Source organism: Flavobacterium glucosi, assembly GCF_048286535.1.
Lineage (GTDB): Bacteria > Bacteroidota > Bacteroidia > Flavobacteriales > Flavobacteriaceae > Flavobacterium.
This window is the reverse complement of sequence record NZ_JBLVPK010000005.1, coordinates 210175-231494: the sequence shown is the minus strand read 5'-3', so window position 1 is coordinate 231494 and position 21320 is coordinate 210175. Positions and strand designations below refer to the sequence as shown.

The following is a 21320-nucleotide window of genomic DNA, read 5'->3' as shown; positions in this document are numbered from 1 at the left end:
TCCCCTTTACCCTCCAAATCTTAATAATCAAATAGTATGAATGCAATCGAATTCAAAGAAAAATTTCTAAGTAAAAAAATTCTGTGTTCACTATTTGGTCATAAAATAATTACAACCCGAAATGTCACAAATCATTTCAAGGAATTTAAATGCACTGTTTGCCAACTTGAACTAACTAACGATGAAAAAGGCAAAAAAACATTTCTTACGCCAGAACTAAAAGAAATAAATGAAACACTCATAGGCTTCTATAATAAAAGAATTCATTCGGTATGAAATTATCACATAATTCCTTAGAGTTCATTTGATTCCTAAATTACCCATTATTTTATGTATAATCTTAAAAAAAGTAAAACATGCTAATCTTATTATTGATAAAGTCAATCTTGATATTGAGACAAAAAAATAATCAAAAAAAACTGCTACGATACAATTGCATTGTCAATGGTTAATTTTCATAAACTGCTCAAAAAAAACTCTCATTTAGCTTCAAAAAAAAATGATTTTATAAATTTGAATCGTACTAATTCTTAAAAAAAAGAACCTGAAATTTGTATATCCAATTTCGTTTATTAGTAAATTTGTAATCTAAATAAACTATCAGATGGATCATCATTTGTTTAAAGAAAGTCCCTTCAAAACTCTAATTTCATTCCATAAACTCATTGAAGCTTTAGAGAAAATCGCAACTACTAATGTCAATTATCGCTCCAATTATGCCAAAGCTTTATTGAAAGAAATAGAAACTTTCCCTGAATTCAGAACTGGAATCGAGGATTTGAATCTAATTCAAGAAAACGAAACACTAATAAATTATCTATTAGCGGATCTTTTCCCTACTGCCCTGACCCAAAACGAAATTAAAGCAGCTACCATTCTTTTTCAGAATTTCACGTTCAATTACAGCGAAAGATTCAAAAAAATACTTCAAAATGCTGGACGAACATTTGACATGACAATCAGAGATTTTGATCAAAATCAATTCTATATTATGAATTGTATTTTAATTTTGAATACCTTTTATGATCAACATTTTGATTTCAACGGACCTCTGTTTTACGATATCCCAGATGAAAATGGTATCATGAAGCACTATAGAATTCTATATAATGCTGATTTTGTAGAGACTATCCCTACTGATAAAGCGATACCATTATCTGTTGAAGATATTGATTTATTGATGGATAATTATGATAATATCGATTTATGGAAAGAAAAATTCCCTTCTGAAAGCTGGATTTTAAAAGGATTCGGAATCGTATCGCTATTTGATGCGTCTATTGAAAGTGCGATTTCAAATTTGAAAAGCAGTCTTTTAAAATCCGAAAAACATCAGACGGATAATAGTAATGATTTTGAAACTATTTTTCGTTCTATTTTTAAAATTTCTGATCTAAAAGTTGGTTTTATCATTTACAACGAAGAAGATCAAAAGTTTGTAAAACCTACCTATGATGACAAAAAAATAGACAGTTTTATTCTACACGACATGCAAGAAGTTGATTGTAAAAATGCGCTTTTTGGTTGTTCATTGGAAAATATTTTAGAACAAAAAAAACCTTTTGTAATTTCAAACGTTGAAAAATTTGCCAAAAATGAAGGAAATGAAAAACTGGGTGAGCATTTTTTAAAACTCAATATTAAAAGCTGTATTCTGGCTCCGGTGATAAAAAACGGCAAACTTTTAGGTATAATAGAATTAGTTTCGGCAAAACCAAGAGAACTTAACAGTATTAATGCAAACAATCTGGATTTGATTTTACCATACTTGGTAGACACATTAGAGCGTTATAAAAATGATATGCAACACCAAATAGAAGCTATCATTCAAAGAGAATACACAGCCATTCACCCAAGTGTTTATTGGAAATTTAGAAGGGAAGCGCTTAAATATTTTCAAACTAATAATCCAAATAAAGATTATATTTTCAAAGAAATTGTATTCAAGGAAGTATATCCTTTGTATGGACAAATAGATATTAAAGGCTCGTCTAATCATAGAAATGAAACGGTAAAAGAAGATTTAAAAAATCAACTAAATGCTCTTATAAAAATCTTCGGAAATCAAAATTCAAATACTAATTTGGTCTTATTCGAACAACGAAAATTTGAATTACAATCCTTTTACAATCAACTGGAATTCCCATTAAAAGCGGATACCGAACAACAAATTCAGCTTTACATAGAAAAAGAAATACATCCTATTTTAAGAAATACAAAAACTAATTCTCTAGGTGAAACGCTAGAGCAAAATTACTTTGAAAGTCTTGATGAAAAAACAGGAATGTTTTACCATTCGAGAAAGAAATTTGACAATGCCATGTCTATTGTCAATAAAAAACTGGCTTCAATTCTGGATAAAAAACAAGTTGAAGCACAAAATATTTTTCCGCATTATTATGAACGTTTCAAAACCGATGGTGTGGAACACAATCTTTATATAGGTTCATCAATTACGCCTAGCAAAGATTTTGATAGTATGTATCTTCATAATTTGAGATTATGGCAATTGCAAACGTTGTGCGAAATGGAGCTGGAACACCATCAACTCAAATCTACTTTGCCTTATGAACTTGATGTAACTTCTTTGATTTTAGTGTTTAGTTCCGCTATTTCTATTAGATTTAGAATGGATGAAAAACGTTTTGACGTTGACGGCACCTACAATGCCCGTTACGAGGTAGTAAAAAAACGTATTGACAAAGCCAATATCAAAGGAAGCAAAGAGAGAATTACTGAAAAAGAAAAAATTACAATTGTCTATTCCCATAATAATGAGGAAACAGAATATTTGAATTATATCAAATTTCTACAATTTAAAAAGGTATTGGAACCAACCATCGAACAATTTGAAGTGGAAGAATTACAGGGAGTTTCGGGGCTAAGAGCAATCAGGGTAAAAGTGATTAATGATAATAAGGAACAAACTCCAAAAAACTTTTCTTACCAAGATTTACTGGATGAATTGAATTAAGAACCAACCATTTTAAAAGCAATTACAAAAGAAATTACCGAGATTATTATTCCTATCATGAAAAAATTATAAGCAACTCTTAGTAAACGATATTTTTTCTCGAGAACTAGTCCCAAAAAATATAAATCCTTAATCATCGAGTTATAAAGGTATTCCTTGTCTTTCATCATTTCGTTCATAGCCCATTGGTATTCCTCTAAAGGCATTTTATAGAAATTTCCAAAGAAGAGCAAATTCACTTTTTTAGCTTCAATATCTTGTCTGGTAAAAACTCCTTTGGTCACTTTTGGCCGTGTGGAAAGTATTGCAAAAATAATAGTAATCACACTGGACATCAGCATTATAAAAGTAGGAACCATAAGATGAACATTTTTTGGGCTGTCTAATTTAGGAATTAAGGTAGAAAGTGCTATCGAAATAATAATTGCATTTACGGAGAGTAAAATATTGGCCTTACTGTCTGCAATACCGCTTAAACTGGTATGATTATTTAATGTTACCCTAAATAAAGTATCAACAGCTCGCTCTGGTTTTTCTTCTTTTTCTCTTTTTTTATATTCTATTTCAGATTCGTTGTTCGTTTTCAAGTTCATTTTTTTTATCTTTTTCTGAAGACGTTTTATGTTTTTCTCCTTTAAAGGCACCCAATTTTCTAAAGCATAATCCGTATAAAAACGATGAATATTCGCTAAAAAATTGAAGTTTTCTACAACCCAATCTTTATCTGTAAAAGATTTCCCTTCTAAGTTTTTCCATTCGTTTCTTAAACCTTCGCAGCTAAAAATATAATCATCACTCAAAATATGATAATAATCGGCATCTTTTATTATTTTTTCAAAAAGTGTTTGGGGAACATATTCCTTTTCAGTGGCTTTGATTAATCCTGCCACTTTCTCAATATAGTCTGCTGATTTTCCCTTTTTGGTTAGGAAATCAGAAGCGATTACAATACTAGAATCTTCATGATTCGTACAACCATTTAAATATCCTGTGTCATGAAACCAAGCGGCAACAACTAAAACCTCTTTGTCAGAAGTAATTATATCTTCACTATCCGCAAGTGTTACAACAGCATTAACTACATCACGGGTGTGATTAAAATTATGGTAAGTATATGAATGAGAAAGTTTATCTTTGAGTAATTTACTAACAAAATTTTCTACTTGTTCAATAAGGTTCATACAGAAATTTTTATACTACTAAAATATGAAATTGTTTTCGGATAATCGTTTTATAACTTCAAATAAAGTAGTTTTTATATTATTTGCTTTGGGATTCATTTTTCAATCGTGTGCAACACATCACGCACAATTTGGTAAAAAAATCAAAAATTCAGTAGTAAAAAACGAAACTGATAGTTCAAAAATTGCGCATACTTTTTATTTAATTGGTGATGCAGGAAACGCCAATGAGGAAAAAGCACAACAAACTATTAGTTTACTGGAAAATCGATTAAAAAAAGCAAATGAGAATGCGACTCTTTTATTTCTTGGTGATAATATTTATCCAATAGGATTACCCAATACTGACCGTCCAAATGAGCGAATTATTGCCGAAAGTAAACTTACAAATCAACTAAAATTATCTAAAAACTTCAAGGGCCAAACTATTTTTATTCCTGGAAACCACGATTGGTACAGCGGGATAAAAGGTTTAGAACGCCAAGCAAAATTTGTAACGGAATATTTAAATGATAAAAAATCATTTTTACCAAGAAAAGGCTGTGGAATTGATGATTTAGAAATCAATAAAAACCTCACTTTGATTACTATCGACAGTCAATGGTTTCTGGAAGATTGGGATAAAAGTCCGACCATCAACGATGATTGCACGATACAATCAAGAGAAGCTTTTTTTGATGAATTAGAGGACATTCTGAATAAAAATCAGGAGAAAACAATAATTCTGGCATTGCATCATCCCTTAATGAGCAATGGAACACACGGCGGCCAGTTTTCATTGGAAAAACAACTATTCCCATTAGAACAAAAGATTCCGCTTCCTGTCATAGGTTCCGTTATTAACTTCATCCGAAAAACATCAGGAATAAGCCCGCAAGACATTCAAAATAAAAGCTATACTCTTTTCATAAAACGCATAAAAACACTATTACAAAGTCAGGATAATATCATTGTAGTTTCTGGCCATGACCATAATTTACAATACATTGAAAAAGACAATATCAAGCAAATTATAAGTGGTGCCGGATCAAAATCAGAGGCTGCAAAAGCCGTTTACCCAAATGATTTTTCTTATGGTGGAAATGGCTATGCCGCATTAAGCGTTTATGAAAATGGAGCCGCAAAAGTTTCTTTTTACGGAAAAGAAAACAACCAAGAAAAACTGATTTTTGAGCAATTTATAGTAGACAAAAAAGACGACTTCAGCACCAAAAATTTCTCAACTTCATTTGCTAAAACTACCACTGCAACTATCTATTCAGCAAAACAAACGGATAAAAATGCATTCTATAGATTCCTTTTTGGGAAGCATTACAGAAAATATTACAGCTTACCTATAGAAGTAGCAACAACAACGATTGACACTCTTTTTGGCGGTTTAAAACCGAAACGTGCCGGTGGCGGACATCAATCCAGATCATTGCAAATTGTTGATAAAAACGGAAAAGAATATGTAATGCGCGCTTTGAAAAAAAGTGCTTCTCGTTTTCTGCAATCCGTAGCATTTAAAGACCAATTTATCGAAAACGAATTTGAAGATACGTATGCTGAGAATTTTTTATTAGATTTTTATACCACTTCACATCCTTATGCGCTATTTGCTGTGGGTAATTTAGCCGAAAATATTGGTGTCGCACATTCTAATCCTGTATTGTATTATATTCCCAGACATAAAGCTTTAAAAGATTTCAATGCTAATTTTGGTGATGAATTGTATCTGGTGGAAGAGCGGCCTAATGACAGCCAGATTAACGTAAAAAGCTTTGGGAATCCTACCGCAATAATCAGCACCGTAGATGTATTCAAGAATCTTCATAAAGATGAAAAGTACACTATTGATGAAAATGAATACATAAAAGCGCGTTTATTTGACATGCTCATTGGCGATTGGGACCGACATGAAGATCAATGGCGCTGGGGAGAATATAAAGTAGGCAAAAAAATAATTTACAAACCAATTCCAAGAGATCGTGATCAAGCCTTTACAAAATATGATGGCACATTACTTTCCATTTTGATGAATATGCCTTCATTGCGTCACATGCAAACTTTTAATGAAAAAATTAAAAATGTAAAATGGTTGAATCGCGAACCGTATCCGTTAGATCTTGCTTTTTTAAAAACTGCCAATGAAAAAAATTGGTTACAACAAGCCAAATACATTCAGGAAAACCTTTCGGATAGCGCTATAGAAAATGCCTTTGATAATCTACCAATAGAAGTTCAGGATGAAACTATAGCAGAAATAAAACGTAAATTAAAAATACGAAAAACAGAATTACAAAGCTATGCATCTGACTATTATAGAGTGTTACAAAAAACAGTTTTGATTGTTGGTACCGATAAAAAAGACAAATTTATAATTCGCCAGACAACAAAAAATAAAATTGAGCTCGAAGTGTATCGTACAAAAAATGAAGGAGATGAATTGCTGTACACAAAAGATTTTATTGCAAAAAACACAAAAAATATTTGGATTTACGGATTGGATGAAGACGATATTTTTGAAGTAAAAGGAAACGTAAAATCAGATATAAACATTCGATTAATTGGAGGGCAAAACGAAGATTCCTATACTGTGGAAAATGGAAAAAAGGTAAAAATTCATGATTTTAAATCAAAAACAAATACCTACGCTTTAGATTCAAAAACAAGAGTTCTTTTGTCCGATAATTATGAAGCCAGTCTTTATGACTATAAAAAGCCCAAATACAATGTTTTTTCAGGATTACCAAATATTGGTTTTAATCCTGATGATGGTGTCAAAATAGGTTTTATTACCAACTATACCATCAATAAATTCAATCAAAATCCGTACACGCAAAAACACATTTTAAAAGCGAATTACTTTTTTGCGACAGATGGATATGAAGTCGTTTACAATGCACATTTCCCAAAGTCTATTGGCAAATGGGATTTAGATTTGGAAAGCCAATTCAATAGTCCGAATTTTACAATCAATTATTTTGGTTCTGGAAATGAAACGGTAAATGATGACGAAATTTTCGGTATGGATTACAATCGTGTTCGCATCCGAATGTTGAAAGTTTTACCATCAATCAAAAAAGTGGGTAAATATGGCAGTACAATCCATTTTCAAACTTCATTTGAGCAAATTAGTGTGGAAGAAAGTAATAATCGATTCATAAATACTCCAGGAATCGTAAATCCTGCTATTTTTGACAGCCAACAATTTGCGGGAGCAACATTAAAATACAGTTTCGAAAATTATGATATTCCATCTTTTCCCTCCATGGGAATGGGATTTTCAATAGCTGGAACGTGGAAAATGAATTTAAATGATGCAAAAAGAAATTTTCCTTCAATAGAAAGCAAGCTTAATTTTAACCATAAAATTGATGCCCATGGTAAAGTAGTTTTGGCTACTATTATGAAAGCAAAAGTACTCTTGAATAACAATTTTGAATTTTATCAAGGCGCAACTTTGGGAGGTGATTATGATTTAAGAGGCTTTAGAAACGAGCGTTTTTTAGGCAATCAATCCTTCTATCAAAGTAGTGACATACGCTGGAATTTAGGAAAAATCAGAAGAAGCGTTTTACCCATGACCTACGGTATTTTAGGTGGCTTTGATTATGGAAGAGTTTGGCAAAAAGGGGAGAATTCAGACAAATGGCATCAATCGTTTGGGGGCGGATTATGGCTGAATGGGCTAAATGTAGTTACAGCGAGAATCACCTATTTTAAAAGTGCCAATGAGGAATCTCGAATTGCTTTTGGTCTAGGATTTGGATTTTAGTTTTTTGACACTTACAGCATAAACATTCCCTCCTATACTTTTGGTTCTTTCATCGGCAATAAAAAGTCTGTCATTATCAATAAATGAAGCGGCTTCTTTTTGCGAGAAATGATTTAACTCAAAAGTGGTTTTTAATCCTTTCAAAAAATCATCACCTTCGAAACTTTCGAATAAAAATACCTTATCATGGGTTAAAACAGCAACTTTGGTCTCATCAGGACTTATCGTTACAGCCGTAATTGCACAATGATTGTAGTTATCACAGGTTTTGAATTCCCCCATTAAAACCGCCTGATGAAAACCTGCTGTATTTGGAATTTTGTATAAAAAAGCGGTTCCGTCAAAACCTTTGCTTCGGTTTTTGGTAAAGAGGTAGAAATTATTTTTAAACTCAAAGAAACCTTCTACATCATAGAACATTTCTGTTTTTTTAGGAGGAAAATTTTTTTGTTCCGGATACGCAAATGAAACTTTGTAAGCCGGAATTGCACTTTCAGCAGCTAAGGAATTTTTATCGATTTTATAAATACTCAAATCCGTTCTTTCATTATCATTGTTGCCAAAATCGCCAATATATAGATTTCCATCTTTGTCTTTTGTGATATCTTCCCAATCGACATTCTCTGTATTTTCGATGGTTATCGTTTTTTCAATTTTACCGTTTTCAAAATTCAGTCCGTAAATTTCATTCGCATTACCGCTGTCTTCAAGTGTCCAAAGCAAATTACTTTCAGACAAATAGGTAATTCCTGAAACTTCTTTTAGTTTTTTAGGCAACGAATAAACCGTTGATAAAGCACCTGAATCGTGCTGACAAGACAGAACAGTAAAAAAAGATAAGAAGAAAATGTAGTTTCTCATAGTTGAATTAATGTAAATGATAAATTTATAAAAAGACTAAAATTCCGTTTTAAATAAATTTGTGTTTTTAAAGTTTCTCGTAATAAATTCAAACGCAGCACTCATAATATTACCCATAGATTTTGCTTTTTTAAAATTCAAATCATTCGTGTAACGGTATAATTCTAATTGCAATTGCTTCAAATGTTCCTCCGGAGCGATAACATCATTTCCCATAATTTGCAATAATCTTTTGATACGATTTTCGGCAGAGTGGATTCTTTTGGCAAGAACCGCTCTTTCTTCATCTTTGTATTGCTCGATTGAACTGTTTTGAAGTTTGTCTTTCACCAATTTTACCATTGGATAATTTTCTTTGAAAAATTGAGGTCGGTAGACTTTAAAATTTCCTTCGTAACATTGCTGGTCAAAATCGATGGCCCGTATTTTATAAACAACATGGTCAAAATCATGTGTAGGAACAATTACATAATTATAGGAACGCATATCGCCCAACAATCGTATCATGCAACGTTCGTTGAATTTTACAAACTCCTTTGCAATTTGTGATTTTTCAGTTTCGGTACAATCCGCCAAAAGTGTTTTTATAAAAACATCTCCCGGAATTCCCATGATGTGTTCCTCTATCAGAGTGTCATTATACACTAAAAAATTTATTTTATCGGGTGATAAAATATGCTCGAGTTCTAGTCCATAAATACGGGAAGCATCTGCTTTCTTGATATAAAAATGAGTGTAATTGTCATTCAATATGTTTCTGACTTTTATTCGAAATGGCTTCGAGTTTCCAAAAGTGCAGTAATCAATGGAATCCACATTCAAAAATTTAAGAATCCCCAGATTACCATCAGAATGCAACAATGAATAGATTTTTTTTAGATTTAAATCAATTTCTTGTCTTTCAAATTCAGTGTAATATACTCTAATCCATAACGTGTCTTCATCGTTTTTATCATAAACAGACACCGATCCTGAAAAACGCAATAAATCATCGTAAAAAATAGAAACTTTTGACAAACGGTCAAAACGCTCCAAGTATTCCAAAAGTGATTTATTTATTGGATAGGATGGTTTTTTAAAAAGCATTATTGGCTCGCTACTCATTTGAAAAGGGATTTAATACAAAATTACAATAAATTAACCCGTTGACGGATATTCCTTTTTAAATATGTTTTCGAACCACGCACTAATTAAAAACTTATAGTTATAGTTATCTGTTTACTATTTTAAGTGCAAAATATTTTAATAGTTAATAACTTAAAAAGAGTAAAATTTGGTATAATTACAACTACTTAATTATTAGATAAAAACTGACTTTATAGTTTTTTTTGAAATCAAAAATAAAACATAACTAATTAAAAATAAGTACATTATATTTTATTCTATGAAAATAAAATTACAAGGCAACTGTTTTTATGTTAAAAAAGTTTCACAACAAGATATAAACTTTATATTTGGCTGTCCCCAAGACTATTAAAAAATTTAAACGCTACAAATGACAGATAAGCTTGAGCTCTATTTCAAGGCTGCGCAATCCGCTAAAATTGGAATATGGAAAATGAACCTGCAAACCAATAAAGTATTTTGGGATGCTGTTACAAAATGTATTCTTGAAGTTCCTGAAGATTTTGAACCTGTTAATGGAAACGGTATAAATTTTTACACGATAGGCGAAAATAGAAATCGAATAAAATTCCTTATCGAAAGGGCAGTCAATGAAGGGATTTCATTTGATGATAAATTCCAGATTACCACGGCTAAAAACAACATTAAGTATATAGAATGTATCTGTCAAATAGAATTTATTGACGGAAAACCAATGAATTTATTGGGTACATTTCAAGACATTACAAAGGAGCAGAATTTAATAAATGAATTACAGTTAAGTGTTGAAAAATTTTCTTCTATTTTTTCCAGTGCCAATGATGCCATTTTTATCATTGACACCTCAAATGGAGTAATAACTGACTGCAATCCCAGATCATCTGAACTTACAGGATACAACAATTCTGAATTAAAAGGGTTGCATAATTCAAAATTATTTCCGGTTAAGTTTAGAACAGAGCTTCGGCTATTTTTTAAATATAATCTAGACCGAAATGAATATACCGTCAATGAAACGTATATCAAAGCAAAATCCGGAGAAACTATACCTGTTGAGATAGCTTCCGGAAAAAAATTTCAAGTCGACAATATAACCTATTTAGTGTGCTTTATTAGAGACATCAGCGAAAGAAAGAATGCAGAAGCTAAATTGAGTTTACTGTCGCTTGCGGCTTCTGAAACTACAGATACCATTGTAATTGCAAATGAAAAAGGAGATGCAGTTTGGGCAAATCAAGCCTATTTAGATCTCACAGGTTTAAACATAGAGGAAATAATAGGACAAAAACCGGGCTATTTATCCAAAGGACCTGAAACCGATTTAAATGCTTCCTCATTAATGAGAAAAGCAATAAAAAATAAGGAAAGCATAAAAATAACAATACTAAATTATAATAAAAACAAAGATAAATATTGGTTTGAGCTAAATATTACTACCGTATTTGACAGTAATAACAATTTCATTAATTTCATTGGTGTGGGCCGAAACGTAACCCAAAGAATTGAAAAAGAGTTTGAACTTAAACGATTATTGGATGTAACCAATAGTCAAAACAATAAATTATATAATTTTACCCACATCGTTTCCCATAATATACGCTCTCACACGAGTAATTTATCAATGGTAGTGGACGTAATTGAAAACACAGATGATATTGCTGAGAAGCTTTCTTATTTTGGCTTATTTAAAGAAGGAACAGAAAAACTATCTGAATCCATTGAATATTTGAATGAAATTATAACCATTCAACAAAAAACAAATATTGAGAAGACTAAGATTCATTTAAAAAGTGAAATTGAAAAAACAAGAATGGCTTTGAGTTTAGCCATTAAAGACAGCCAAATAACAATTACGCATACAATCCCCGAAGATTTGATTGTCAACGCTATACCTGCTTACTTAGATAGTATTTTGCTGAATTTATTTACTAATGCAATTAAATATAAATCTCCAGACCGGAAAGCAACTTTAGAAATTGGTTATGAAATCATAGAGGATTATACTGTTATTAATTTTAGAGACAACGGCTTAGGCTTGGATTTAAAGAAAAACAGGCATAAACTTTTTGGAATGTATAAAACCTTTCACGGCAATGAAAATGCAAAAGGAATTGGATTATTTATAACCAAAAACCAACTGGAAGCTATGGATGGAAAAATTGAAATAGAAAGCGAAGTAGGTATTGGTTCTAATTTTAAAATTTATTTAAATGAAAAATAAATTAACATACATTATAGATGACGACAAACTAACGGTAAAATTGATGAGTATTCTCATCTCTAAAAGTAAGTTTTGCGAAGAAATCCATTCTTTTAATAATGCTCAATTTGCCATTGATAAATTAAAAGAAAATTGGAATAATAGTGCTGTTCTTCCTGATGCGATTTTACTTGATTTAAATATGCCTGTGATGGATGGATGGCAGTTTTTGGATGAATTTATCCATTTGCCTATAAAAAAAGAAATTTCAATTTTTATCATGACTTCCTCCATTGACCCTGCTGATATAGAAATGGCAAAAAAATATGATGTGATAAAAGATTACATCATGAAACCTATTACAGCGAATAAATTAGATATGCTATGCAAACTAATTTCTGAAATAAACTAATTTTAAGTTTAACAGTAACAATTTCCGGTCTTGTTCGTCCTATATCAAATCAAAAAGATGAACCCATTGGAAACTATACTTTCTATCAAAAATCTCAACAAACGTTATGGCGCACTTCAAGCCCTGAAAAACGTTTCTTTCGACATACATAAAGGCAATGTATACGGAATTCTAGGTCCTAACGGGAGCGGAAAATCAACAACTTTAGGAATAGTGTTAAACGTAGTCAATAAAACTTCTGGAGAATACAGCTGGTTTAACGGTACAATGGAAACACATGAAGCCCTAAAAAAAGTAGGCGCCATTATAGAAAGACCTAATTTTTATCCTTACATGACTGCTAAGGAAAATTTAGAACTGGTGTGTAAAATTAAAGGAATCAACTATGCAAAAGTCAACGAGAAACTTGAATTAGTAGGTTTAGTGGATCGCCAAAATAGTAAATTCAGCACTTTTTCTTTGGGAATGAAACAGCGGTTAGCCATCGCTTCTGCCCTACTGAATGATCCTGAAATTTTAATTCTTGATGAGCCCACAAACGGTTTAGATCCCCAAGGCATTCATCAAATTAGAGATATCATCAAACAAATCGCCTCAAAAGGAACCACTATTTTACTCGCTTCCCATTTATTGGATGAAGTAGAAAAAGTATGTACTCATGTTTTGGTTTTAAGAAAAGGAGAAATTTTATACACTGGTTTAGTGGACGGCATGTCAGCAAATGAAGGCTTTTTTGAATTACAAGCGGATGACGCTGAAAATTTAATTCAAACGGTTAAAACTCATCCTGCTGTTAAAAAGGTAGTAAATGAGGATGGGAAAGTTTTAGTTTATTTAAAAAATGATTTGGAAGCTAAGGAATTGAATCGATTTCTTTTTGAAAAAAACATCGTATTAAATCATTTGGTAAAACGTAAAAACAGCTTAGAGGAACAATTTTTAGAACTGACTAAAAACCAATAGCGATGGCAATAGCCATAAAAAAATCCAATAGTCTAACAATCTAATACTCTAAAATGAAACGATTACTCTCAATAGAATTACAAAAAATTTGGAAAAACAAAGCCAGTCGTGTTTTAACATTGGCTTATTTTATTCTCTTAACTTTCATAGCATTAATAGCTTCCATAAAATTTGACCTTGGTATTTTTAAATTTCACCTTGCCGAAATGGGAATTTTTAATTTCCCTTTTATATGGCATTTCAACACATACATCGCAGCCGTATTAAAACTGTTTTTGGCGATAGTAATTGTCTCCATGATGGCAAATGAATACAGCTATGGTACACTAAAACAAAACTTAATTGATGGAATGAGTAAAAAAGAATTTATTCAATCTAAATTTCTAACTGTCGTTTTGTTTGCTACAGTATCAACTCTTTTTGTTTTTATAATGTCCCTCATTTTAGGATTTAGCTATTCTTCCTATACTGAATTTAGTATCGTCTTTTCAGATTTAGAATACCTTTTAGCTTATTTCATTAAACTGGTTGGTTTTTTCTCTTTCTGTTTATTTTTAGGAATATTGGTGAAACGTTCTGCTTTTGCACTCGGATTTCTTTTGGTTTGGAATATTATCGAAGGAGTAATCAATGGTGTTTTAACTTTTAAAGTATTCCCAAATAGCAGTTCGGCCGCATCTATCACTCAGTTTTTGCCTTTGCAATCCATGTCGAATTTAATAGTAGAACCTTTTAGCAGATTATCTGTCGTAAAAAATCTGGGAACCCAAATTGGTTTGGATAACATTAAAGAATATAATGTCACTATATTATCTATAATTATCGTATTATTTTGGACTGCAATTTTTATTTTCCTTTCTTATCGATTATTAAAAAATAGAGATTTGTAGTATCTTTGCACATGATGAAATGTGTGAAAATAATATTATTTTATATTTTTATTAGTTGCGCTGTATTTGATGCAAGAGCACAATCTATTTCAGTAAATGACTCTTATACGGCACAACAACTTGTTGAAAATATTTTAGTAAACAGTTCTTGTGCCAATGTTTCTACTTTCATAGTAAAAGGAGATCCATTTTCCGGCAGTCAAAACAGCTACGGGTATTTTAATTCTGGAACAAGTAGTTTTCCTTTTACACAAGGCGTTCTTTTGAGTACTTGGAGTAGCAAGAATTCTGAAGGTCCTTATGTATCCACTCGAGGAGGAGGAAATTCTTCTTGGCTAGGTGATTCCGATTTAGAGCAAGCATTAGGAATAACAAATACAGTAAATGCCACTATTTTAGAATTTGATTTCACTCCATTAACCAATTTTATAAGTTTCAATTACATTTTTGCATCGAATGAATATCAATCTTATTTCCCTTGTGAATATTCTGATGGATTTGCCTTTTTAATCAAAGAAATTGGTACTAGCACTTATCAAAATTTAGCGGTACTACCCAATACTTCTACTGCTGTTTCATCTGTAAATGTTCACCCCTTAATAAATCCAATTACTGATACTCAAGGGAACGTTAGACCTGGTTGCCCATCAATAAACGAAACTTACTTTAACGGATTTAACACCATCACCAGTCCTATAAATTACAGCGGGCAAACTAAGGTATTAACCGCGCAAACAAATGTTATTGCAGGAAAACCATATCATATAAAACTAGTAATTGCTGATGATGAAAATGAAGACTATGACTCAGCAGTTTTTCTTGAAGCGGGTAGTTTTTTACCAAAAATTGATTTGGGACCAGACCGATTGTTAGCAACAAACAATCCTATTTGTTTTGGCGAAAGCTTTAGTATTGACACAAAACTACCTGCGAGCTTAGGCTACACTTACAAATGGTTTAAGGATAATGTAGAATTGACTGATACTTCTCCTACTTATACCGTTACAAGTCCGGGTATTTATAAAGTTGAAGTGCAATTGACACCCAGTTGTATCGCTACTGAAGAAATAAAAATCGAATATACTCCAGAAATTATTTTAAAAGACACCTCGCTTTCACAATGCGACATCGATAACGATGGAATATCCATTTTCAATTTAACTAAAGTCGATGCTATTGTAAAAAATAATGCAAGTAACTTAAGTGCAGTAGTTTATTATGAAACTTTGATTGATGCTGAGGCAAAAATGAATCCAATTGCAAATCCCACAACTTACAGCAACAAATTCATTAACCAGTCGGTATTTGCTAGAGTCAGCAATTCATTTAACTGTGCAAATTATGCCGAAGTAGAACTGATTATTTCCAATAACGCTATTGCAGTTCAAAATCCAGTTTTAACTTGTGATACCGATAGTACAAATGACGGTTTAGCCCAATTTGATTTAAACACTCAAGTAACACCACAGGTAGTTGCGGGTTTACCAGCTGGCTTAATCGTAGAATATTATTTAAACCCAACGGATGCTATAACCCAACAAAATCAGTTATCAAATGTTTTTAAAAATACCATTGCAACCCAACAAATCATTTATGCCCGGATCGTAAATGGTCCCGACTGCTATGCAATTACTCCCATTACACTTGTAGTGAACACCTTTGACCCACCAAATTTTCAAGATGAAACTTTTGTTTTGTGCCAGACAAGCTCGATTAACCTAACCGCAAATTCAGGGTTTTCAAGCTATCTATGGAGTACTGGGGCAAGTTCAAACACCATAACAGTTAATACTCCAGGAGATTATTCGGTTACCGTTACGAATTTTGACGGTTGCCAAAAAACAAAAAAATACCATGTTATTCCTTCCGGAATTGCAACAATTACTGATGTAACAGTGAATGATTTTGAAAGAAATGAAAATTCAATATCAATTGAATATACTGGAATTGGGGATTATGAATTTTCTATAGATGGTACTTTTTTTCAGGATAATCCAATATTTAATGGAATTGCACCCGGTGAATATTTAGTTTATGCCAGAGATAAAAATGGTTGTGGTTTATCAGTTCCATATTTAGTTTATGTTTTAGATTACCCCCGTTATTTCACGCCGAATAATGATGGCTATAATGATCTTTGGCAAATTAAAAATCTGGATAATTTACCCCAATCAACTCTACTTATTTTTGACCGTTACGGAAAATTATTAAAACAGTTAATCTCTTCAGACATAGGATGGAACGGAACTTTTAATGGATTAGCATTACCCACAGATGATTATTGGTTTCATTTAAATTTAGAAAATGGTAGAATTATAAAAGGTCATTTTTCATTAAAAAGATAATCTAATTTTTGCTATTTTTAGCACATGAAAAAAACATTACTCTTACTGATTACCCTTTTTTCCATAAGTTGTTTTTCGCAGTTTAGCAAAACACACTACATTCCGCCGTTAACCTGTGCTACAAATTTAGCAGGAGATCAATATTTATATATATCCACACCAAGTACCACCGATGTTAATTTCAAAATTATAGCAAATGGCGGCAGTGTAATAACCGGTGTAGTCAACAATACTACTCCCTATATTTATTCCATTGGTCAAGGAGAAAATACACAGTTATTTACTCCAAAAACTAGTATTGGAATTGTTACTAACAAAGGATATATAGTTGAAGCCGAAGATTTAATTTATGTAAGTGTCAGGGTTAATGCCGGATTTTCTACTCAAAACAATTCATACAATCATGCTGGTGGACTGGTATCAAAAGGAAATAGCGCCCTGGGACGAGAATTTAGATTAGGAGCAATGCTAAATCCGGTTTATGATACAAATGTGTTAAATTTTGCTTCAATACTATCAACAGAGAATAATACCAAAGTCACTATTTCAAACATTCCAACAGGATCAATACTATCAGATGGAACCCCTGTAACTGGACCTATAACTGTTACTTTAGGTAAAAATCAAAGCTATATTTTGGCTTTGGAGAATTATAGCAATACTATTTCTAACAGTTCAACCATGATTGGTGCGCTAGTAGAATCTGACAAACCTGTAGTTGTCAATTCGGGTTCTTTTGGAGGTAGCAACAGTACAATTGTTAATGCTCAAGGAAATCCAGTTGGCAGAGATGTAGGTTTTGACCAAATTGTCCCAACAGAAAAAACAGGCAAGGAATATATCTTTGTAAAAGGACTTGGAACTGATGAATTAGAACGGGTTTTATTAATTGCAAATGTTGATAATACCAAAATTTTCGTTAATGGCTCTGCGATCGCTGTTGCCACTCTTAATAAAGGAGAATATACCGTTAAAGAAGGAAGCCAATTTATAAATGGTAATTTATATGTTTCAGCCTCCGAAAATGTATCGGCTTATCAAAGCATTGGAGGTTTAGCTCCAGGTTTTCTCCCAAATGGCAATTCTAATAACCCTTCAGCCAATCAAAATTTATTTTTTGTACCGCCCTTAAATTGTGCTACACCAAGCATTGTAGATAATATCCCTTCGATTGAATCGATAGGAAATACGTTTTACAATGGTGGTTTAAATATTGTGACTGAAGTTGGAGCGATTGTAACCATAAATAACAACCCGATTAATAGTGCTGCAGTTACTGTAACAGGAAATACAAATTATGTGAGATATACCGTGTTTAATCAAATAGGGAATATTGCCGTAAAATCAACGAGACAAGTGTATGTTTCTTACTTTGGGACAAACGGCGCTGCAACTTATGGCGGTTATTATTCAGGATTTGATACAAAACCAGAAATTGTAACTGATAAAATTACAGTGTCTAATTCGGCATGTATCCCAAATGTTGTTATGAAAATCAGCACTTTATCTTCTTATGATACTTTTCAGTGGTATTTCAATGACGATCCAATTATTGGTGCAAATACAAATTCATACACCCCTACGCAACCCGGCTATTATCAAGTAAAGGGAAGTATTGTGGGTTGCCCTACTACAGTTCCTATTTTCTCAGACAAGATTCCGGTCAGCGACTGCCCATTAGATTCAGATAATGACGGAACAAATAACAACATTGATATCGACCTAGATAATGACGGGATACGCAATGATTTTGAAGCAGCAATCCCCTTGTTGAACCAATCCGACCCTAAAAATAGTTCTGATTATACGGGAACAATTAGTGGCGATGGTACCATCATCGGAAAACCTTATTATGGTTTTGTATCCGAAATCCCTGCTGGAAAGACTAAAAATGTAACGTACACTCTTCAATTCAATGCTCCAACGAGTCTACGTTTTAACTATATGATTTTTGACAACAGTATCCAAACCACTGATGTTTCCGATTATCTAAATGCGGATGGTGATTTTATTTTACGGGTTCCAGCAAACAAAACACTTACCTTGATGGATCCATTAAATGAATTACTAGTTGACACTAATTATGATGGAGTTTATGAAAGTGGAGTTTCCGAATTCTCGTCTTTTGAAATCAGATTCAGATTAAAAAGTACGATTCCTGCGATACCTGGTTCTAGTAGATTTTCGATTTCTAGTTATCTCACCGATTCGATCACATTCGAGCATCAAAATTTATCAGAAACCACAGCCAACAAAGCTACGTTTTCAATGTATATAACACATTCAACAGACAATGATTTAGACGGAATTCCAGACTTATTAGATCTAGACAGTGACAATGACGGAATTCCCGATACAATTGAGGCACAAGGAAAAAACTTCAAAGTTTTTTCTGGCATTGACACGAATAAAGACGGATTAGATGATGCTTTTGAAACTGGATTAATTAAAATTAATACCGACAACGATTACAGTAACTTTCCTATATCCGATTTACTTGACTTAGACAGTGATAACGACGGGATTTTTGACTTGATCGAATCTGGTAGTACTGTTATTGATGCTAATAACGATGGAATTATAGATGGCCCAAGTGCTGCTTTTGGTTCAAATGGTTTATTTGACGGACTTGAAACGAGTCCCAATAGTGGCAAACTAAATTATACCATTATTGACACCGATTCAGATGGGACTTTTAATTACATCGATTTGGATAGCGATAATGATGTTTGTTTTGATGTTATCGAGGCAGGTTTTAATGATCCGAATAATGATGGAATATTAGGAAACAATCCCGTGACTACTAATAATAAAGGAAAAGTTACGAGTGGTGTGGGTTATACTGCTCCTAATAACAATTACATAATTGCTGCGCCAATAGAAATCACTTCACAGCCTCAGGCAAGTCCAACTTGTGAATTAGAAAGCACTACGATCACAATACTTGATAATGGCGGAAATACCTATCAATGGCAAGTATCTACTGACGGAATAAATTGGAATAATATTCTAAATAATGCGACGTATCAGAATGCTACAGGAAAAACCTTAACACTGACAAAAGTGACCAACGCAATGAATGGTTATAAATACAGAGTGAAACTGAATAAAATTGGAAATTCATGTGGCTTGATTTCTTCCGAAACTACTTTAACAATTTATACTTTACCAGTAGTCAATACTGTCACAATAGTTCAATGTGATGACGATACGGATGGTTTCTCTGATTTTAATCTAACTGTAAAAAACAATGAGATATCCACTAATTATACTTCCGAAACTTTTGCCTATTACACTTCGCTTTCAGGAGCTGAAACAGCTGATACAGGCAAATTAATCTCTAATCCTTTGGCATTTACAAATACTACTTCGGGTGGAATGCTGGTATGGGTAAGAGTTAAAAATACTAACGGATGTATCAGTATAGTTCAAATTACATTAGTGGTTTCAACTACTCAAATTCCAGCTTCATTCACTCGTACGTTTTCTGCCTGCGATGACTTAGGAGTAGCAAATGACGATACTGATGGAGTCGCAACGTTTGATTTTAGTAGTGTAACCGCTGCTATTTTAGCTATACTTCCTTCTTCGAATTCTTCTTATTCGATAAAATTTTATAAAAATGAAGCTGATGCTTTATCAGAAAATGATGAAATAACAAACCCATCAAATTATAGCAATACTGGATATCCAAATGAACAAAAAATTTGGGTTCGTGTGGAAAGCACATCTGATAATGCCTGTTATGGTTTGAGTCCAAGAGTAACTTTAAAAGTAAATCAAAAACCTAATATTGATACAAACGATGATTTTGATGAAAATGAATTAGTCTGCTCAAACCTTCCTACTTTCTTTGTGAGATTAGATGCCGGAATTCAAGATGGAACTCCCGATACTGACTATACTTATGTTTGGACAAAAGACAATGTACTTTTAACGGCTGAAATTAGTTCAACATTGAATGTAAACGCAGAAGGTAATTACACGGTAGAAGTTAGCTCACTTAATGGTTGTAGCAGAATCCGAACCCTAAAAGTAACCGCCTCTGATATAGCAGCAATAGGGAACATTTCAATTATTGATTTATCAGATGTAAACTCAGTAACGGTAAACGTAAGTGGACAAGGACAATATGAATATAGTCTGGACGCACCTTCTGGACCTTTTCAAGATTCTAATTTCTTTGATAATGTAACTGCCGGAAATCATGAAGTATACATTAATGATAAAAATGGTTGTGGAACTGTGAGTCAAACAATAGCAGTAATTGGTGTTCCAAAATTTTTTACACCAAATGGAGATGGTTACAATGACTATTGGAATGTAAAAGGAGTAAATAAAAATTTCAATGAAAATTCAATTATTTATATTTTTGATCGTTACGGTAAGCTTTTAAAACAAATTGTTCCCTCTGGCCAAGGATGGGATGGTACATTTTTAGGTCTGCCCTTAGCTGGAGATGACTATTGGTACTCCATAAAATTAGATGATGGCAGGGAAGCTAAGGGGCATTTTAGTTTGAAGAGATAAGAGTTTTCAAAGATAAAACAATCACAAACCTTTATTTTTAACACCATTTAAATATTTTAAGAACAATTATTAAGAAACATTTATTAAAATTTTTATTAAA

General features: G+C 32.4%; 12 protein-coding genes. 9 read left to right on the top strand and 3 right to left on the bottom strand.

The genetic code is table 11. The features are described 5' to 3' along the window. Positions 1–36: 36 nt before the first annotated feature. Complete coding sequence (locus ACNQGD_RS11140; RefSeq protein WP_417999315.1) at positions 37–276, top strand: DUF1660 family phage protein; 240 nt, start codon at positions 37–39, stop codon at positions 274–276. A gap of 328 nt (positions 277–604) precedes the next feature. Then, a complete protein-coding gene (locus ACNQGD_RS11135) occupies positions 605–2974 on the top strand; it encodes a GAF domain-containing protein (RefSeq protein WP_417999314.1) in 2370 nt (789 codons plus the stop codon). Here ACNQGD_RS11135 and ACNQGD_RS11130 read toward each other — a convergent pair. Then, complete coding sequence (locus ACNQGD_RS11130; protein ID WP_417997050.1) at positions 2971–4155, bottom strand: Pycsar system effector family protein; 1185 nt, start codon at positions 4153–4155, stop codon at positions 2971–2973. The genes ACNQGD_RS11135 and ACNQGD_RS11130 overlap by 4 nt on opposite strands. Positions 4156–4180: 25 nt before the next feature. Here ACNQGD_RS11130 and ACNQGD_RS11125 point away from each other — a divergent pair, with 25 nt between their 5' ends. Next, positions 4181–7915, top strand: a complete 3735-nt coding sequence (locus ACNQGD_RS11125; protein ID WP_417999313.1) for a metallophosphoesterase — start codon at positions 4181–4183, stop codon at positions 7913–7915. Here ACNQGD_RS11125 and ACNQGD_RS11120 read toward each other — a convergent pair. Then, entirely contained in the window at positions 7898–8776 is an 879-nt protein-coding gene (locus ACNQGD_RS11120; RefSeq protein WP_417999312.1) for a hypothetical protein, read from the bottom strand. The two genes, ACNQGD_RS11125 and ACNQGD_RS11120, sit on opposite strands and share 18 nt — an antisense overlap. Positions 8777–8812: 36 nt before the next feature. Beyond that, positions 8813–9880, bottom strand: coding sequence for a hypothetical protein (locus tag ACNQGD_RS11115; RefSeq protein WP_417999311.1), 1068 nt, complete (start codon positions 9878–9880; stop codon positions 8813–8815). Positions 9881–10271: 391 nt separating this feature from the next. On the opposite strand from ACNQGD_RS11115, the gene ACNQGD_RS11110 reads away from it, so the two are divergent. From ACNQGD_RS11110 to ACNQGD_RS11085, 6 genes are all read left to right on the top strand, one after another. Next, positions 10272–12101, top strand: coding sequence for a PAS domain-containing sensor histidine kinase (locus tag ACNQGD_RS11110; RefSeq protein ID WP_417997047.1), 1830 nt, complete (start codon positions 10272–10274; stop codon positions 12099–12101). Next, positions 12091–12492, top strand: a complete 402-nt coding sequence (locus tag ACNQGD_RS11105) for a response regulator (RefSeq protein WP_417994182.1) — start codon at positions 12091–12093, stop codon at positions 12490–12492. The genes ACNQGD_RS11110 and ACNQGD_RS11105 overlap by 11 nt, the downstream gene beginning before the upstream one ends. Positions 12493–12558: 66 nt before the next feature. Further along, entirely contained in the window at positions 12559–13455 is an 897-nt protein-coding gene (locus ACNQGD_RS11100) for an ABC transporter ATP-binding protein (protein WP_417999397.1), read from the top strand. A 53-nt stretch (positions 13456–13508) separates the two neighbouring features. Next, on the top strand, positions 13509–14345 hold the full coding sequence (locus ACNQGD_RS11095; RefSeq protein ID WP_417999310.1) for an ABC transporter permease: 837 nt from the start codon (positions 13509–13511) through the stop codon (positions 14343–14345). A gap of 14 nt (positions 14346–14359) precedes the next feature. Next, a complete protein-coding gene (locus tag ACNQGD_RS11090) occupies positions 14360–16690 on the top strand; it encodes a choice-of-anchor L domain-containing protein (RefSeq protein ID WP_417999396.1) in 2331 nt (776 codons plus the stop codon). A gap of 24 nt (positions 16691–16714) precedes the next feature. Then, a complete protein-coding gene (locus tag ACNQGD_RS11085; RefSeq protein ID WP_417999309.1) occupies positions 16715–21220 on the top strand; it encodes a T9SS type B sorting domain-containing protein in 4506 nt (1501 codons plus the stop codon). Positions 21221–21320: the final 100 nt, after the last annotated feature.

Bases quoted from the DNA above. Each gene is read 5' to 3' on its own strand.
- ACNQGD_RS11140 (WP_417999315.1), top strand. From the start codon at position 37: ATGAATGCAATCGAATTCAAAGAAAAATTTCTAAGTAAAAAAATTCTG.
- ACNQGD_RS11135 (WP_417999314.1), top strand. From the start codon at position 605: ATGGATCATCATTTGTTTAAAGAAAGTCCCTTCAAAACTCTAATTTCA.
- ACNQGD_RS11130 (WP_417997050.1), bottom strand. From the start codon at position 4,155: ATGAACCTTATTGAACAAGTAGAAAATTTTGTTAGTAAATTACTCAAA.
- ACNQGD_RS11125 (WP_417999313.1), top strand. From the start codon at position 4,181: ATGAAATTGTTTTCGGATAATCGTTTTATAACTTCAAATAAAGTAGTT.
- ACNQGD_RS11120 (WP_417999312.1), bottom strand. From the start codon at position 8,776: ATGAGAAACTACATTTTCTTCTTATCTTTTTTTACTGTTCTGTCTTGT.
- ACNQGD_RS11115 (WP_417999311.1), bottom strand. From the start codon at position 9,880: ATGAGTAGCGAGCCAATAATGCTTTTTAAAAAACCATCCTATCCAATA.
- ACNQGD_RS11110 (WP_417997047.1), top strand. From the start codon at position 10,272: ATGACAGATAAGCTTGAGCTCTATTTCAAGGCTGCGCAATCCGCTAAA.
- ACNQGD_RS11105 (WP_417994182.1), top strand. From the start codon at position 12,091: ATGAAAAATAAATTAACATACATTATAGATGACGACAAACTAACGGTA.
- ACNQGD_RS11095 (WP_417999310.1), top strand. From the start codon at position 13,509: ATGAAACGATTACTCTCAATAGAATTACAAAAAATTTGGAAAAACAAA.
- ACNQGD_RS11090 (WP_417999396.1), top strand. From the start codon at position 14,360: ATGAAATGTGTGAAAATAATATTATTTTATATTTTTATTAGTTGCGCT.
- ACNQGD_RS11085 (WP_417999309.1), top strand. From the start codon at position 16,715: ATGAAAAAAACATTACTCTTACTGATTACCCTTTTTTCCATAAGTTGT.